Below are 16,606 nucleotides of genomic sequence, written 5' to 3' on the forward strand. Positions count from 1 at the left end.
GGATACATAAAAGGGAGGAACTTTTTATTATGAAAAATAAAGGACGGATTGCATCCTTTTTCCTAATTGTTATTGCATTAGGACTTATTATTGGATTACTTACACCAAGTGTTACGAAAAGCATTAATCTTGGACTGGATTTGCAAGGGGGCTTTGAGGTCCTTTATACAGTAGAACCAATTGATGAAACCCAGGAAGTCGATCGGAGCTTATTGGAAGCTACAGTTCAATTATTAAATGATCGGGTAAATAAGTTAGGAATTAGTGAAGCAGTAATTGATATCGAAGGAGAAGACCGTATTCGCGTTCAATTAGCCGGTGTTGAAGATCAAACACAAGCCCGTGAAATGTTAGCAACATCAGCTAGACTTACCTTTCGCGATGTAAATGATACGGTATTGTTAGATGGGTCTGATGTGAAAGAGGGAAGTGCTAAGCAAGATTTCCACCCAGATACGAATCAGCCTATTGTCACCTTACAAGTAAAGGATGCAAGTAAATTTGCCCAAGTAACGAGAGAGTTATCGCAAGAAAGTCCAGGTGATAATTTACTTGTCATTTGGATGGATTATGAAGATGGGGATTCTTTTGAAGAGGAAGCATTAAAAGAAGAGCCTAAATTTATCTCAGCGCCATCCGTAAATGAACCGATTACTGGCGGTAATGTTATGATTACCGGAAACTTTACGGTTGAAGAGGCACAATATCTGGCGAGCATGATTAATTCTGGTTCGCTGCCAGTTAATTTAGAGGAGATATTCTCTACTTCAGTTGGGGCACAGTTTGGTCAGCAAGCTCTAGATCAAACTGTACTTGCTGCTATAGTTGGAATCAGTATTATATTTGTGTTTATGATAGCAGTATATCGCTTTCCAGGTGTTATTTCTGTTATATCATTAAGTGCTTATATATTCTTAGTGCTTGCTATATTTGAAAGTCTACGAGGTGTACTAACATTACCTGGTATAGCCGCATTAATATTAGGGGTAGGTATGGCAGTAGATGCCAATGTTATTACCTTTGAACGTATTAAGGAAGAATTACGGGAAGGTAAATCGCTACAGGCAGCCTTTAAAAAAGGGACAAGCAACTCCTTACGGGCAATTCTAGATGCTAATATTACAACGCTACTAGCGGCGGCAGTACTATTTATTTTTGGTACTAGTTCTGTAAAAGGGTTTGCGACGATGTTGATTATTAGTATCGTAGTAAGCTTTTTAACAGCAGTGTATGGAACTAAATTACTCCTCCAATTATGGATTAAAGTTAAATTCTTTAAAAATCATCCAGGTTGGTTTGGCGTAAAGAAATCAACTATAAAAGATATCCGAGATAATAGTGAAGTTCCAGCAACATTCTTAGGTAAAGAATGGAATGTAGTGGATAATCGTAAGATATTTTTCGTTATCACGATTATATTAACGGTTATTGGTGTCATTGCTTTTGGTATATTTAGATTAACTCCTGGAATTGACTTTACAAGTGGTTCAAGAGTGCAGATTATGGCGGAAGAACCATTAAGTGAAACAGAAATTGAGTCAGATTTAGAAGCTCTAGGATTAGAGGCGAGATCAATCATACTTTCTGGTGAAAATAATGAAATTGCAGTAATTCGTTACCAGGATGTAATACCAGAAGATAAAATTAGTGAACTGACCACTTATTTTCATGATAAATATAATGTAGAGCCTGGTATCAGTGTTGTATCGCCAATAGTTGGGCAAGAATTAGTGAAAAATGCTATCTATGCCCTTGCTATTGCTGCTGTAGGAATGATTATTTATGTGGCATTCCGCTTTGAGTTTTACTTTGCAGTCATGGCGATCCTAACATTACTCCATGATATATTTATCATGTTAATGGTGTTTAGTATTTTCAAGATTGAATTTGATGTTACCATTGTTGCTGCAATCCTAACGATAGTCGGATATGCAATCAACTCTACCATTGTAACCTTTGATCGAATTCGCGAAAATGCTGCACAATCTAATCGGGTGATAAAATCCTTTAAGGAGCTTTCCGGTATTGTAAATCGAAGTATTGTTCAAACGATGACTAGAACGATAAATACGAATATTACAACATTAATTGCTATTGTCGCATTCTTAATTTTAGGTGCAGAGCCGATTCGTGGGTTTGGTATTGCCTTACTCATTGGAATCATTGCAGGTACCTACTCATCTTTATTCCTTGCAACACAATTATGGTTAGTATGGCGAGGAAAGAATATTAAGGATAAGCCAGTAGACTTTAGAAAGAAAAAACGTGTGGAAGGACCACAGGTTTAACGAAACAATCCCTTTGCAAGGTGCAGAGGGATTGTTTTTTTTCTACTTGTATAAAATAAAGGGTAGCGAAAAAGGACAAGGAGGAATTATTGTGAGAGGACAAACGTATGTGATTGTTGCGATTATTTTTGTCATACTGGTTGCTATATTTGCTGTAATGAATGTTAGTCCTGTACAGGTTACCTATTTTTTTTGGCAAGTAGAATCACCATTAATTTTAGTGATCCTTTTCTCTGTTTTAATGGGGGGAATGATTACGGCTGCTGTCGGAATGGTTAGAATGTTTAAGCTGCAAAAAGAGATAAAAGTAATAAGAAGAAAGAATGCAGCATTATCTCAACTAGTAGAAGACAAGAATGTAGCTGAAACGAATGGAGGCACGCAAGCTTCTAAAGCAAATGATGGCACACAGGAAGACTAAACGATAAATTCTCGTTGCTCCCCCTGACTCTATTTGTGTATAATAGATTAGTCAGGGGTGAATATATGCTACAAAGCAAGTCGAAATGGAAATTTGTGCGTACAGAAGAATATCAAGACCAGTGGATGGATGACTCAATAGAATTATCCCCCGTGATAAAAGAGTTATTAGTACAGCGTGGTATTCAATCCTATGAAGAAGCGCAAGAGTTCTTAATGCCATCTATTGATAACTTGATTAGTCCTATGAAGTTAGCTTCCATGGATATTGCTACAGAACGAGTCCATCAAGCCATTCGCGCCAATGAAAAAATTCTCGTATTTGGTGATTATGATGCGGATGGGGTTAGCTCGACAACGATACTTATTAAAGCATTAGAAGAACTAGGTGCTAATTGCAATTTCTATATACCGAATCGTTTTACAGAAGGATATGGTCCTAATGAAGCTGCCTTCAGAGAGGCTTGTGAAAATGGATATAAACTTATTATTACAGTCGATACCGGTATTGCCTCTGTTTATGAAGCAGAAGTAGCGAAGGAACTAGGTATCGATTTAATCATTACCGACCACCATGAACCACAAGAAGCATTACCAGATGCTTTTGCTATCATACATCCAAAATGCTCTCCAGAATATTCCTTTAAGGAATTAGCTGGAGCAGGGGTAGCCTTTAAATTTGCACAAAGCTTACTAGGTTATTTCCCAGAGCATTTATTAGATTTAGTTGTCATTGGTACGGTTGCAGATTTAGTTCCTCTAGTTGGAGAAAATCGGATATTAACTTATTATGGGTTACAGAAGCTATCCGTTACGAAGCGAGAAGGATTAATTGCCTTAAAGAAGCAATGTAAAATGGAAGGAAATACGACAGAAGAAGACATTGGATTCCTAATTGGACCTAGGCTAAATGCAGTAGGGCGGTTACAGGATGCAGATTTAGCTGTTGAGCTACTTTTAACCGATATTCCGGAAGAAGCCGAGGAATTAGCAGAACAAGTAGGGCAACTTAATCAAGAGCGTCAACAAATTGTTGCATCTATTGTAAAAGAAGTGGAACAACTTGAAACGATTGACCCGGAAAAAGGGGTTATCGTCGTTGCAAAACAAGGCTGGAATGAAGGAGTTCTAGGTATTGTTGCATCTAGACTAGTAAGAAAGTATGACCGACCGGCCATTGTACTATCAATTAATGAAGAAAATGGTACTGCAAAGGGTTCTGCAAGGAGCATCCCTGCCTTTGATTTATTTCAAAGCTGTATGAAATTGAAAGAAGTGTTCACGCATTTTGGTGGGCATGCACAAGCAGCTGGGATGACATTACCAATTGAAAACGTGAGAATACTAGAAAAAGAACTCGATCATTTGATTCAACAGGAATTGACGAGTGAGGACTTTAAGCAAGAGATTCTCATTAGTAAAACACTGACTTTATCGGATATTAGTGAAGGATTAATTGATGAGATAGGTAAGCTAGCACCATTTGGAATGGCGAATCCAAAGCCTAAATTCCGGATTGAAGCAAAGCCTTATGAAGTCCGTCAATTAGGTAATATGAAAAAGCATTTGAAACTGCTATTTAAGGAAAACGGAAGCTCTTTAGAAGGAATCGCGTTTGGAATGGGGGAATTATATCAATATATTTCGCCAAAAGCCACGCTATCCGTAGTCGGAGAATTAGGTATGAATGAATGGAATGGCATTCGTAAGCCACAACTTGTCGTGGAAGATATGCGAATTGATCATTGGCAATTATTTGACCACCGAGGAAAAAAACAAGTAGACATAACGAATTTCCTTCATCAGTTTGATAGACATGTGCTATTGTATAATGAGAATTTTTCTAATAACCATGATTTTCCAGAAGGAATTATGCCGTTAACATACAAAGAAGCACTGACTTTTCATGAGGAGATAGATGTGCTTTATCTCTTTGATCTACCGCAAAATCTAGATGAATTGAGAAAAATCGTGCATAAGACTAAGCCTTGTGTCATTCATGCGTGTTTTTATGTAGAAAATAGTGTATACTTATCTAGTTTCCCCACAAGAGAAGATTTTAAATGGTTATATTCGTTAATATGGAAGAGAAAAGAACTGAATATCCGTAAAGACTTACAAGCCATTATAAATGCTAAGGGCTGGACTAAGGATTCGATTATGTTTATGTTAAAGGTGTTTTCTGAGCTTGAATTTGTTAATATTAGTAATGGAATTATTGCATTAAATTCATCGCCACAAAAAAAGGATTTACAAGAAGCACACATCTATCAGGAACGTGTGAAGCAAATAGAAATTGAAAAAATGCTTTATTACGCAACGTATGAAGAATTAACAAGATGGTTTGAAGATTGTATGGGACTGATGGATAAACCTAAGGAGGAAATGACCCATGGATTATAAACAATATATTAAAATTGTACACGATTGGCCAAAAGAAGGAATTGAATTTAAAGATATTACGCCATTAATGGATAATGGAAAAGCATTTAAATCAGCAGTAAATGAGATTGTAGAATTTGCTAGGGATAAACAAATTGATTTAGTAGTAGGACCTGAAGCTAGAGGATTTATTGTTGGTTGTCCAGTTTCCTATGCACTTGAAGTTGGATTTGCACCGGTTAGAAAAGAAGGTAAGCTACCACGTGAGGTAATTAAAGTAGACTATGGTTTAGAATATGGACAAAATGTTTTAACCATTCATAAGGATGCTATTAAACCAGGTCAACGTGTTCTCATTACCGATGATTTATTAGCAACAGGTGGTACAATTGAAGCAACTATTAAATTAGTGGAAGAATTAGGTGGAATTGTTGTTGGCTGTGCCTTCCTAATCGAATTATCGTATTTAAATGGTTTGGATAAACTGAAAGGTTATGATGTTCTATCCTTAATGAAATATTAATTTATGTAGGTCTGGTGGAGAAATCCTTCATCAGACCTCTTGTAATTCGGAAAAGGAATAGCTTTTAACAACAGCTTGCTTAAAATAGGTTCTAGAATGTGCTACTAATGATAAGTGATGTTTAGACAATGACTGCGGTGAGTTACCAGAAAATGTAAAGGTATTTTTTCTTTACATTTTAATAAATTTTTTTGATACTAGAAAGAAAGTATCTTCTACAATTAAAGGTGATAATATGGCGAAAAATGACATTATAACAATTGAACAATTACAAGAAAAAGCTAGCACGTATTTATCGGAGGACGATGTTGCGTTTATTATGCGTGCTTATACGTACGCAGAAGAGGCACATAGGGACCAGTATCGTAAATCAGGAGAAGCATATATCATACACCCTATTCAAGTTGCTGGCATATTAGTAGATTTAAAAATGGATCCAGTGACGGTTGCGGGTGGATTTTTGCATGATGTTGTAGAGGATACCGAAATAACATTAGAAGAAATAGAAGAACAATTTAATAAGGAAGTTGCCATGCTTGTTGATGGTGTTACAAAGCTAGGTAAAATCAAATACAAATCCAAAGAAGCCCAACAAGCTGAAAATCACCGAAAAATGTTTGTCGCTATGGCGAAAGATATACGTGTTATATTAATTAAGCTAGCGGATAGATTGCATAATATGCGAACGTTAAAGTTCTTACCACCTGAAAAGCAACGTATCAAAGCGAATGAAACGATAGAAATCTTTGCTCCATTAGCACATCGTTTAGGAATTTCTGCGATTAAATGGGAGCTAGAAGATATCTCATTACGTTACTTAAATCCCCAACAATATTACCGAATTGTTCAGTTAATGAAGCAAAAGCGGGAACAACGTGAATCTTACATTGATGAAGTTATTCAAGAAGTAAATAAACAGTTAGAAGAAGTAAATATAGAAGCGGAAATCTCAGGTAGACCGAAGCATTTATATAGTATTTATCAGAAGATGATAAAGCAAAACAAACAGTTTAATGAGATTTATGATTTATTGGCTGTTCGTATTTTAGTCAACAGTATTAAAGATTGTTATGCGGTACTAGGAATTATTCATACATGCTGGAAGCCAATGCCTGGTAGATTTAAAGATTATATTGCAATGCCAAAGCAAAACCTATACCAATCCTTGCATACAACGGTAATTGGTCCTAAAGGAGATCCTTTAGAGGTACAAATAAGAACGAAGGAAATGCATGAGATTGCCGAGTACGGGATTGCTGCTCACTGGGCGTATAAGGAAGGTAAGCAACTTAATCGTGATAAGAAATCCTTTGAAGAGAAATTAACATGGTTCCGTGAAATTTTAGAATGGCAAAATGAGACACATGATGCGGAGGAATTTGTTGAATCTTTAAAAGTAGATTTATTTTCCGATATGGTTTATGTCTTTACGCCTAAAGGAGATGTAATAGAACTTCCTTCTGGTTCTGTTCCACTTGATTTTGCTTACCGAATTCATACGGAAATCGGTAATCAGACAATCGGGGCAAAAATTAACGGGAAAATGGAGCCATTAGACTACAAATTAAAAAATGGCGACATAATCGAAGTACTAACTTCGAAACATTCCTATGGACCTTCTCAAGATTGGTTAAAGATCACGCAAACATCACAGGCAAAGAATAAAATTAGACAATTTTTCAAGAAGCAACGCCGTGAAGAAAACGTAGCAAAGGGTAAGGATTTAGTCGAAAAAGAGATTCGGGCATTTGATATCGAACCGAAAGAAGCATTGACAGAGGAGAATTTAAAACGCGTTTACGAACGATTTAACTTTGTTTCTGAGGAAGACTTATATGCCGCGGTAGGTTATCAGGGTATTACTGCCGCTCTAGTCGCGACAAGATTAACGGAGAAAATACGTCAATCTCGCCAAAAAGAAGAAGACCTTGCCAAAACGTTAGAGGGTACAAAAACAGAGTATAAGGAATTTAAAAAACATAAGAAAGACTCTGGTGTAATTGTAGAAGGCATTGATAATTTACTTGTCCGTCTATCCAAATGCTGTAATCCTGTCCCTGGTGATGAAATAATTGGGTATATTACAAAAGGGCGAGGCGTATCTGTCCATCGAACCGACTGCCCAAATGTACAAACAGAGGAAGCAAGAGAACGTCATCTACATGTGGAATGGGAAAAAGATCAAACACAAAAGCAATATCATGTGGATTTAGAAATCTCAGGCTATGATCGTAGAGGCTTATTAAATGAAGTGTTACAAGCAGTAAATGAGTCGAAAACAAATATTACCCATGTAAATGGCAGGTCTGATCGTAATAAAATGGCTGTTATTCAAATTACGATTTTGATTCATAATACGAACCATTTAAGAAAAATTGTGGAACGGATTAAGCAGATCAAAGATGTTTATGCAGTTACACGTACACTTCAATAAAACTTTCACAAAACTAAAAGTTAGAGATGTAAACCCGAATAAGGCATCACACTAGCTCCGGAAAATTGGTAGACGAAAGGCAAGGATCCAGACCTTGGATGAACCTCAAGTCTACTAACCATTCACGGAGCGGTGGCTTGCTCATTATTCGGTTTTTCCTTTATCATAAACATTTCTAACCCGACTCTATAGTACTAGTAAAAGGAGTTTTAAACATGAGAGCTATTATCCAACGTGCTAGAGATGCACGTGTTACCGTAAAAGATGAGGTAGTTGGCAAAATCGATAATGGTTTTGTCGTGTTAATTGGAGTAACCCATGAGGATACAGTGGAGGATGCACAATATCTAGCAAATAAAATTGTCAACCTACGTGTATTTGAAGATGAACAAGAAAAAATGAACTTATCATTAACAGACGTAAATGGCGAAATTTTATCGATATCCCAATTCACCCTTTATGGCGATACTAGAAAGGGCAGAAGACCAAATTTCATGCAAGCAGCGAAGCCACAGCAAGCAAATGAGCTTTACGAGAAGTTCAATGAAATGCTTCGTCAAGAAGGAATAAAGGTAGAGGTAGGTAGATTCGGAGCAATGATGGATGTTACACTTACCAATGTTGGTCCAGTAACTTTCATTTTAGATAGTAAAGATAGATAACGAGACAGGGGCGTAACAAAAAGAATGAAAGGTAACACCGATTGATATTCAATACTCGCTCAGGAAATATATCTAGACTCCTGTGGGAGGAAAGGGCACTGCCTGAGACCCAGGAAGAGCTTAAGCTCTGAGGCGGCTCACTAGCCACCAGGCGGTAAAGTAGACACTGCGAGGTTCTCTCGAGCAGATGTCGCCCCTGTACTGGAAGTAACCGCAAGTATATTTCCAGAGCGGGGGCTTTGCTCATCATTCGGTTTTACCTATAGGATAAATTCTGTTGTCCCAGCCTCTACTTAATTAGAAAAATAACGCTGTAATCCATTTACAATACCAGATACGAGTTTTTTCTGATAGGCATTTGTCGTCATTAGCGTATCCATTTCAGGATTGGACATGAACCCTAGCTCAATAAGTACAGCAGGCATCAGATTTTGTCTAATTACTTGGAAATCACCAAACTCCGCACCACGATCTCTGTCACCTGATTCTTTAATAATCTCTTGCTGCATATAACGCGCTAATTCTGCATACTGCTCATGGGAATAATAGGTACTTATGCCAGTGACTGTAGGAAGATCAGGTACACTATTATAGTGTAAACTAATGAAAGCATCAGCATGAACCGTGTTAGAAAGCGTGGCCCGACTTGCTAATGACGCAAATGTATCCTCCTCTCTAGTAGTTATAACGATAGCACCTAACATCGTTAATTCCTGAGCTAGAATATCTGCTGTTTTATAGGCTAAGTCCTTTTCTAGTACATTTGTAGGACTAATAGCACCTGAATCAAATCCACCATGACCTGGATCTAGAACGATTGTTTTTCCTTTTAAACCTTCGCTTGTTTCCTTGATTTCATCTTTAACTAAGTCTGCTAATACATACCCTTCCATCGTGTCATTTTTCACTTTTAACCAATTATCCGTTTTACCGATTACAGAAAGAGTTTCCCCTTTTTCAGCAAAGTAGATAATTTCATCATCAGTTGAAGGGCCATTTCGAATATGGGTTTTCTCGAATGGAATGGTAATAGAAGTCTGGTCAACTGAATGATCAAGCCCCACATTTTTCACTTGTTGTTCAGATGAATCTTCTTGAATGGTTACATAATCGGTCGAAATCCAAGCAGTATATCCATCAAGTTGAATCTCAACCCAATCCCCTTCTTGACCTACAATGGGGTATTGTTCATTTTGATGGACTTGTCCAAGTTTATCGTAATTCGTACCAGGACCACTTCGTAGATTTAAATAATTTTCGTTTACAATGACCTCTTTTGTACTAGCTGTTACAGGAAAGGTCCATGTAATCAGTAGTAGGCAAAGTATAATTCCAATTGTTTTTTTATAGCCCAATCGATTTCCTCCTAATAATTCGTAAACCACATGACTCTATTTTAATAAATATTGTCGAATTAGGCAAAACTAGTCTTATGAAAAAGGAGGCGATCTAATTGCGAATGAATGAAAAGCATTGGAGTTCCCATAATAATCGAGATATTTTTGGTGTAAACTTGCATAAGTTTATCGAAATGGAACAGTCCTCTGGACATATGGAAATAGCACAGGAGTTAGGGATATCATTAGGAGAGGTAAAAGCATTAAAGAAAAAGATTAATCGCTCTTGACAATCAGGAAGCAAAACATTATGATAATATTCATTCAAGTATCTTGAACGAACAAGAAATATCCTATGAAGGAAAAAGTAACTAGTACTTGCGTGAGCAGAGACAAAATGCCTTTGGCTGGAAGCATTTTGCATGGCAACCTAGTGAAAGACAATCCTGAGGATCTATATTGAACGTTATGACTAGTAAATATAGACGTTTTGCAGGCGTTAACTGTGAAAAGAGGATGCAATTAATTGCGTCAACTAGGGTGGCAACGCGGGTAACTCTCGTCCCTTTTTTATAGGGACGGGAGTTTTTTGTATACTTTTATAGCAACAAGGATTAAATGAATCATACATACACCGTGGATATGAAGTAAGAAAAGTTAACCATTACATGACTTTGGAATTCATAATCGTTTTAGGAGGATAAAAGAATGAATATTAAAGCGCCTAGAGGAACGGTAGATGTTCTACCAAAGGATGCCAAAAAATGGCAGTTTGTTGAGAATAAAATAAAGTGGATCTGTGATAAATATCATTACGAAGAAATTCGTACACCGGTATTTGAACATACAGAAGTATTTTCCCGTGGGGTAGGAGACTCAACTGATATTGTGCAAAAGGAGATGTATACCTTTGAAGACCGTGGCGGTAGAAGTCTTACACTTCGCCCAGAGGGTACAGCTGCTGTAACGAGAGCTTTTGTACAAAACAAGTTGTACGGGGAGGCCAATCAACCTGTAAAACTATACTACTTCATGCAAATGTTCCGTTATGAACGACCTCAGGCAGGCAGAATGCGTCAGTTGAATCAGTTTGGGGTAGAAGTATTAGGAAGTGCAGATCCAGCGGTTGATGCAGAAGTGATTGATTTAGCGATGACGGTATATCGGTCACTAGGATTAACATCTTTAAAACTAGTCATTAATTCGTTAGGTGATGTAGAGAGTAGAAAGAGACATCGCGATGCACTAATTAAACACTTTACACCATACAAGGAAGAACTGTGTAAAGATTGTCAGTCTCGATTAGAGCAAAATCCTATGAGAATTCTAGATTGTAAAGTCGACCGTGATCATCCATCCATGAAAACAGCACCTTCTATTCTAGACTATCTGAATGAAGATTCAGTTGAATACTTTGAAAAGGTTAAAAAATATCTTGAATTGATGGGAATTGAATATGAAGTTGATCCTAATCTTGTAAGAGGCTTGGATTACTATAATCACACCGCTTTTGAAATTATGAGTGAGGCAGAAGGTTTCGGAGCCATTACGACACTTGCTGGTGGGGGTAGATACAATGGACTAGTAGAACAGCTAGGTGGTCCAGCTACACCAGGTATTGGGTTTGGAATGGGAATTGAAAGACTATTAATGGCATTAGAAGCCGAAAATGTTGAAATTCCGTTAGAAGAAGCGTTGGATTGCTTTATCGTATCGGTTGGAGAGGAGCCAAAATCGGAAGTAGTTCGTATTACACATGAATTACGTCAACATGGTATCCAAGTCGATCAAGACTACCAAGGTAGAAAAATTAAAGCTCAATTTAAAGCCGCAGACAGATACAAGGCTAAATATGTGTTAGTTTTAGGTGAAGAGGAGCTAGATAAGAATGTCATAAATGTCAAAGAAATGGCTACTGGTGAACAAGTAGAGATTCCTTTAGATCAATTAACTCTCACAATGAAGGAAAAGCTTTTAGGAGGAAAATAGGATGACTGAAAGAATACTAGCAGGAACGATACAAGAAAAAGATGTTGAAAAGGTAATTCTACTAAAAGGGTGGGTTCAAAAACGCCGTGATTTAGGTGGTTTGATATTCATTGATCTCCGTGATAAATCTGGTATTGTACAGGTAGTTTTTAATCCTGATCACGAGGAAGCTTTAACAATTGCAGAATCCGTTCGTAGTGAATATGTTATCGAAGTAAAAGGGAAGGTGGTGCTTCGGGACGAGAGCACGATAAATCCAAATATGGAGACGGGTACTTTAGAGGTTATCGCAACAGAGGTTTCTATATTAAATAAGTCGAAAAATCCTCCATTTCTCATACAAGATGATACAGATGTGTCAGAGGATTTACGTCTGAAGTATCGTTATATGGACCTACGTCGTGGATCATTACAAGAGACCTTTAAAAAGCGCCATCAAATCACTCAAGTAGTGCGTAACTTCTTAAATGATGATGGATTCCTAGAAATGGAAACACCGATTTTAACGAAGAGTACACCAGAAGGAGCCCGTGATTACTTAGTTCCTAGTCGTGTACATCCAGGTGAATTCTATGCATTACCACAGTCACCACAATTGTTTAAACAATTGATCATGATGAGTGGCTTTGAAAAATACTATCAAATTGCTCGTTGCTTCCGTGATGAAGATTTACGTGCTGACAGACAACCAGAATTTACGCAAATTGATATTGAGACCTCCTTTATGACAAGTGATGAAATCATGACAATGACAGAGAAAATGATGCAGAAGGTGATGAAAGAAGTCAATCAGGTTGATATTCCATTACCACTACCAAGAATGCCATACAAGGAAGCAATGGAGCGTTACGGTTCTGATAAACCAGATACACGCTTTGGCTTAGAACTTATTCATGTTTCGGATCTACTAGCCAATTCTAGCTTTAAAGTATTCCAAGGTGCAATCGAGCGGGGTGGAAAGGTTGCATTATTAAATGTCAAAGGAGAAGCTACTAATTTCTCCCGAAAGGACATTGATAAACTAACTGAGTTCGTCAATGTCTATGGAGCTAAGGGACTTGCTTGGCTCAAGGTAGAAGATGGGGAATTAAAAGGACCAATTGCTAAGTTTATTTCAGAGGAAGAAAAACAAGGCTTATTAGAGCGAGCAAATGCAGAAAATGGGGACTTACTATTATTCGTTGCGGATAAGACCTCTGTTGTATACGATAGCCTAGGAGCTTTACGCCTTAAGCTTGGTAAAGAGCTTGGTCTAATAGATGAAAGTAAGTATAATTTCCTATGGATTACCGATTGGCCACTACTTGAATATGATGAAGAACTTGGCCGTTACTTTGCAGCCCACCATCCATTCACGATGCCATTTGAGGAAGATGTTGAGAAGCTGGCAACTGATCCAGCAAGTGTTCGCGCAAATGCGTATGATTTAGTTCTGAATGGATATGAATTAGGTGGAGGTTCTATTCGTATTTATAAACGTGAACAACAAAATGAAATGTTTAAGGTGCTAGGATTTACCGAAGAAGAAGCACAAGAACAATTTGGTTTCTTACTGGAAGCCTTGGAATATGGTGCACCGCCACATGGGGGGATTGCGTTAGGGCTGGATCGTATTGTTATGCTTCTAACAGGTAGAAGTAACCTAAGAGATACGATACTATTCCCGAAAACTGCATCAGCATCAGACTTGCTAACAGAAGCTCCAAGTGAAGTGAGTAACGCACAGTTAACTGAATTATCTATTCAGCTAAATGAAAATAAATAACTATAGTGCTAATAATGTTTAAATTTTGTAACAATTGTAATGAATACTTCATATAAAGGGATATTGAATACGTGGAATACGTATGTTAATATAATTTTACAAACGTAATGCATTACGAAGGCGAATCAATCCTGATATGTTTGCCTATATCATATGTTTTGACCGAACAGTTTTATATAGGGAGCCTGGCGGTTTTCGTATGGCATACATGCCTCGTTTTCACTTAACGAGAGGACGTATAAAATATGAAACAGGGCACCCACCTGCTCGTAGCGGGGATCAAAACTTACTATAGGCGGCATTATTGGGATTGATGTATACATAAATAACAGGTAAGGCTAGCAGAAAAGCTAGTCTTATTTTTTTGCTGTTTGGAATAATCGTTATATCTGGATACTACAATCATGAACGAAAAACTATAACAAAGTATGGACTTTTTAGATAATTTCATATAGTATTTTCGAAACATTATTAATAAATAGAATTAATTTATGATCAACAGGTGAGCGAAGTTTAGGAAATGGTATTCATAATGGGGGGGATGGAAATGGAAGATTGTTTTATTTGTGCTAAACATACGGGGGAAATTTCTACTTCGGGCGTAACCATCTATGAGGATGATGTCGTGTATGTTGGACATATCGATCAAAATGGAAAACCGAATTATCTAGGTCATATTATGATTGATTTGAAGCGACATGCTCCAACCCTTGCTGATTTGACGATAGAGGAAGCAAAAGTATTTGGGGTTATGATGGCACGTGTCAGTAAAGCTTTAGTTCAAAGTGTTGGGGCAGAGCATGTTTACTCACTAGTTTCGGGAAATAGCGTTCCACACCTTCATATGCATCTAGTTGCACGTTATCCAAATACGCCTGAAAATTATTGGGGACCAATGGCGGTTTACGATTGGAAGGAAGCACCTTTTGGTGATAACGAAGAGGTGATTCAGCTGTGCAAAAAAATAAAAGCGTATCTGGAGAAGTAATGATGGAGGGTAGGATAAAGGAATACACCTGGATAGGAAGTCAAATAGATTATGTAGATCAGATTAATGTTCAGCAACTTAGTCATGTCGTAATAGGGAACTTCGGTGGAAATTCTTCTGCAGGTCAATATAAAAATGAGGATGGATGTCTCGTATGGACTGATCAAAATAAATGTTGGGAGTTTGCTGTTTTATTAGATGCCCATCATTCAGCGGAAAGTGCAGAATTAGTGATGAATCAAATAAATGCCAATAAAAGTCATATACAAGATCTATGCAATGACCCATCTATTAAAGGGATAAAGGATATAGAGCATACCATAGTTAATATGTTTATGGATGGGGCATTTCTCGGAGCATGTCGGAAAGTTAAAGGAGAGACGGCGTGTTTACTTGTATTAAGAAAAGAGAAGTATCTATGGTGGTTTTCTGTTGGGGATTGTCTTTGCTATGTATTTCATCCGGAGCTTGCCGAATTAGGTCAATATCAAGTGAACCAACGGCATTTTTATGAATGGATAGGGAAAGTGAATACATTTGAACAATCGGTTCCCTGTTATAGTAGTGGTGTCAGAGAACTAAGAAAAGGATTAAATCGTATTTTTTTAACGACTGATGGATTAATTGAGTGCCCTAATGATCCATTTGCATCTCCTGTTGATATCGATCGAATGATGAGTAAACATTCCAATCATAAAGGCATTCAAAAATTACTGCAAACAATACAACATCATCATGTTCGAGATAGCACCACGATTATTGCTTGGGATGTCACGGTCGATTCAGCTGTGACAAGACCTAGTGATGAAGTAGATGAGGAACAAAGCTAAGCCTAGTTTCTTTTGGGGTAAATAGTGCAAAAAGAAAAAACCGAACTAATTCAAATTCTTCTAATAGAATCGTGATAAGTAGTTCGGATTTTTCTATATCTACTATGCTTTTCTTACAAACAAATCTTATATCGACTGGGTTATCTGTTGCTTAGTTAGATCCCTGTGCAATTTGCTCAAGGTTACCATTCTTGTCCATCCGGAAAGCAGGAGCTTTAAACGAGCCTTGGTCTTCTAATACCGTCATCTTTCTTGCGCGGTCCATGATTTGGACGAATACTTTATAATCTTCTTGAATAGTAGATAGCTCTTGTTTCGTCTCTGAGAGTTCCTTTTCAAGTTTATTAATCTGTTCTTTTAGTAAAGCATTCTCTTTCTGTGCTTGGTCAAGAGATACTTTTGATTGATTGGAAGCATAATAGTCTTTTTTGAGTTGGTTCAAAAATTGAATAACGGTTTCCAATGTTATAGGCGATGGTGTAGTATACTCTGGCTCTCTACTAGTATCTTCTGTTACAGGGGTTTCATAGTTTTGTTGAAAGGCAATAACTGGTGCTCTATTCGCCTTCTTCGCTTTCTCAATGGCTCGTTTTTTCTCTTTACGTTGCCTTTTAGCTAAATCAATCGCATTAATATATTTTTTTCGGATTTCAGCATTCCACCTAAAGCCACAAGCTGCTGATGTACGATTGAGCTTGTCTCCGACTTCCTCAAAGGCATTTAATTGTGTGCTTCCTTCACGAATATGACGCAGTACAGTTTCTGCAAGTAGTAAGTCATCCTCATGTGACCATGCATCCTGTCTAACTTTTGTCATGTATGTTTCATCTCCTTTTTCCATAACTACCTAATCAAAACAATAGATTTTTTAACTAGTAAATTTTCTAAGTCAAAAAGTCAGTTCATTAGATAGACAGTTTTAGAATTGACTTTTAGGACATTATTTCCTTTTACATAGTCTAGACGGGAGATGATTTTTTTATACGTT

Annotated in this window: 13 protein-coding genes, 1 other RNA gene and 1 other annotated feature; of the genes, 12 read left to right on the top strand and 2 right to left on the bottom strand. The window is 37.3% G+C overall.

Annotation, left to right across the window (positions count from 1 at the left end):
* The first annotated feature begins 29 nt into the window (after positions 1-29).
* The 6 genes from secDF (at position 30) to dtd (ending at position 8,709) form a co-directional block, all read left to right on the top strand.
* The gene (secDF, locus tag MKY78_RS17620; RefSeq protein ID WP_339214527.1) at positions 30-2,288 is read left to right on the top strand and encodes a protein translocase subunit SecDF; all 2,259 of its coding nucleotides are present in this window, start codon (positions 30-32) and stop codon (positions 2,286-2,288) included.
* Positions 2,289-2,379: 91 nt separating this feature from the next.
* On the top strand, positions 2,380-2,709 hold the full coding sequence (locus MKY78_RS17625) for a lipopolysaccharide assembly protein LapA domain-containing protein (RefSeq protein WP_339214528.1): 330 nt from the start codon (positions 2,380-2,382) through the stop codon (positions 2,707-2,709).
* A 65-nt stretch (positions 2,710-2,774) separates the two neighbouring features.
* Positions 2,775-5,111 carry a single-stranded-DNA-specific exonuclease RecJ gene (gene recJ, locus MKY78_RS17630; RefSeq protein ID WP_339214529.1) on the top strand — a complete coding sequence of 779 codons (2,337 nt, stop codon included), beginning with the start codon at positions 2,775-2,777 and terminating at the stop codon, positions 5,109-5,111.
* Entirely contained in the window at positions 5,101-5,613 is a 513-nt protein-coding gene (locus MKY78_RS17635; protein ID WP_339214531.1) for an adenine phosphoribosyltransferase, read from the top strand. Before recJ ends, MKY78_RS17635 begins: the two co-directional genes overlap by 11 nt.
* Before the next feature lie 235 nt (positions 5,614-5,848).
* Complete coding sequence (locus MKY78_RS17640) at positions 5,849-8,047, top strand: bifunctional (p)ppGpp synthetase/guanosine-3',5'-bis(diphosphate) 3'-pyrophosphohydrolase (RefSeq protein ID WP_339214532.1); 2,199 nt, start codon at positions 5,849-5,851, stop codon at positions 8,045-8,047.
* A 215-nt stretch (positions 8,048-8,262) separates the two neighbouring features.
* Positions 8,263-8,709, top strand: a complete 447-nt coding sequence (dtd, locus tag MKY78_RS17645) for a D-aminoacyl-tRNA deacylase (RefSeq protein ID WP_339214533.1) — start codon at positions 8,263-8,265, stop codon at positions 8,707-8,709.
* Between the two features lie 293 nt (positions 8,710-9,002).
* Here the strand turns inward: dtd and MKY78_RS17650 are convergent, their stop codons facing one another.
* Positions 9,003-10,064 carry an N-acetylmuramoyl-L-alanine amidase gene (locus MKY78_RS17650; RefSeq protein WP_339214534.1) on the bottom strand — a complete coding sequence of 354 codons (1,062 nt, stop codon included), beginning with the start codon at positions 10,062-10,064 and terminating at the stop codon, positions 9,003-9,005.
* A gap of 98 nt (positions 10,065-10,162) precedes the next feature.
* Between MKY78_RS17650 and MKY78_RS17655 the strand changes: the two genes are divergently transcribed.
* The 6 genes from MKY78_RS17655 (at position 10,163) to MKY78_RS17680 (ending at position 15,618) form a co-directional block, all read left to right on the top strand.
* Positions 10,163-10,336: a hypothetical protein gene (locus tag MKY78_RS17655; protein ID WP_339214536.1), complete on the top strand. Its 174-nt coding sequence runs from the start codon at positions 10,163-10,165 to the stop codon at positions 10,334-10,336.
* A 56-nt stretch (positions 10,337-10,392) separates the two neighbouring features.
* Positions 10,393-10,616, top strand: a binding site (T-box leader).
* A gap of 138 nt (positions 10,617-10,754) precedes the next feature.
* Positions 10,755-12,035: a histidine--tRNA ligase gene (gene hisS / locus MKY78_RS17660; RefSeq protein ID WP_339214537.1), complete on the top strand. Its 1,281-nt coding sequence runs from the start codon at positions 10,755-10,757 to the stop codon at positions 12,033-12,035.
* 1 nt (position 12,036) lies between these two features.
* Entirely contained in the window at positions 12,037-13,800 is a 1,764-nt protein-coding gene (gene aspS / locus MKY78_RS17665; protein WP_339214539.1) for an aspartate--tRNA ligase, read from the top strand.
* Between the two features lie 125 nt (positions 13,801-13,925).
* A non-coding RNA gene (gene ssrS, locus MKY78_RS17670) (6S RNA) lies at positions 13,926-14,115 on the top strand.
* 232 nt (positions 14,116-14,347) lie between these two features.
* Positions 14,348-14,788 carry an HIT family protein gene (locus MKY78_RS17675; RefSeq protein ID WP_186870318.1) on the top strand — a complete coding sequence of 147 codons (441 nt, stop codon included), beginning with the start codon at positions 14,348-14,350 and terminating at the stop codon, positions 14,786-14,788.
* Positions 14,755-15,618: a protein phosphatase 2C domain-containing protein gene (locus MKY78_RS17680; RefSeq protein WP_339214541.1), complete on the top strand. Its 864-nt coding sequence runs from the start codon at positions 14,755-14,757 to the stop codon at positions 15,616-15,618. Before MKY78_RS17675 ends, MKY78_RS17680 begins: the two co-directional genes overlap by 34 nt.
* Positions 15,619-15,769: 151 nt before the next feature.
* Here MKY78_RS17680 and MKY78_RS17685 read toward each other — a convergent pair whose 3' ends face one another.
* Entirely contained in the window at positions 15,770-16,435 is a 666-nt protein-coding gene (locus MKY78_RS17685; protein ID WP_339214543.1) for an RsfA family transcriptional regulator, read from the bottom strand.
* Positions 16,436-16,606 lie beyond the last annotated feature (171 nt).

Source organism: Ornithinibacillus sp. FSL M8-0202 (assembly GCF_037975285.1).
Classification (GTDB): domain Bacteria; phylum Bacillota; class Bacilli; order Bacillales; family Amphibacillaceae; genus Ornithinibacillus; species Ornithinibacillus massiliensis.

Bases quoted from the DNA above. Each gene is read 5' to 3' on its own strand.
- secDF (WP_339214527.1), top strand. From the start codon at position 30: ATGAAAAATAAAGGACGGATTGCATCCTTTTTCCTAATTGTTATTGCA.
- recJ (WP_339214529.1), top strand. From the start codon at position 2,775: ATGCTACAAAGCAAGTCGAAATGGAAATTTGTGCGTACAGAAGAATAT.
- MKY78_RS17635 (WP_339214531.1), top strand. From the start codon at position 5,101: ATGGATTATAAACAATATATTAAAATTGTACACGATTGGCCAAAAGAA.
- MKY78_RS17640 (WP_339214532.1), top strand. From the start codon at position 5,849: ATGGCGAAAAATGACATTATAACAATTGAACAATTACAAGAAAAAGCT.
- dtd (WP_339214533.1), top strand. From the start codon at position 8,263: ATGAGAGCTATTATCCAACGTGCTAGAGATGCACGTGTTACCGTAAAA.
- hisS (WP_339214537.1), top strand. From the start codon at position 10,755: ATGAATATTAAAGCGCCTAGAGGAACGGTAGATGTTCTACCAAAGGAT.
- aspS (WP_339214539.1), top strand. From the start codon at position 12,037: ATGACTGAAAGAATACTAGCAGGAACGATACAAGAAAAAGATGTTGAA.
- MKY78_RS17675 (WP_186870318.1), top strand. From the start codon at position 14,348: ATGGAAGATTGTTTTATTTGTGCTAAACATACGGGGGAAATTTCTACT.
- MKY78_RS17685 (WP_339214543.1), bottom strand. From the start codon at position 16,435: ATGACAAAAGTTAGACAGGATGCATGGTCACATGAGGATGACTTACTA.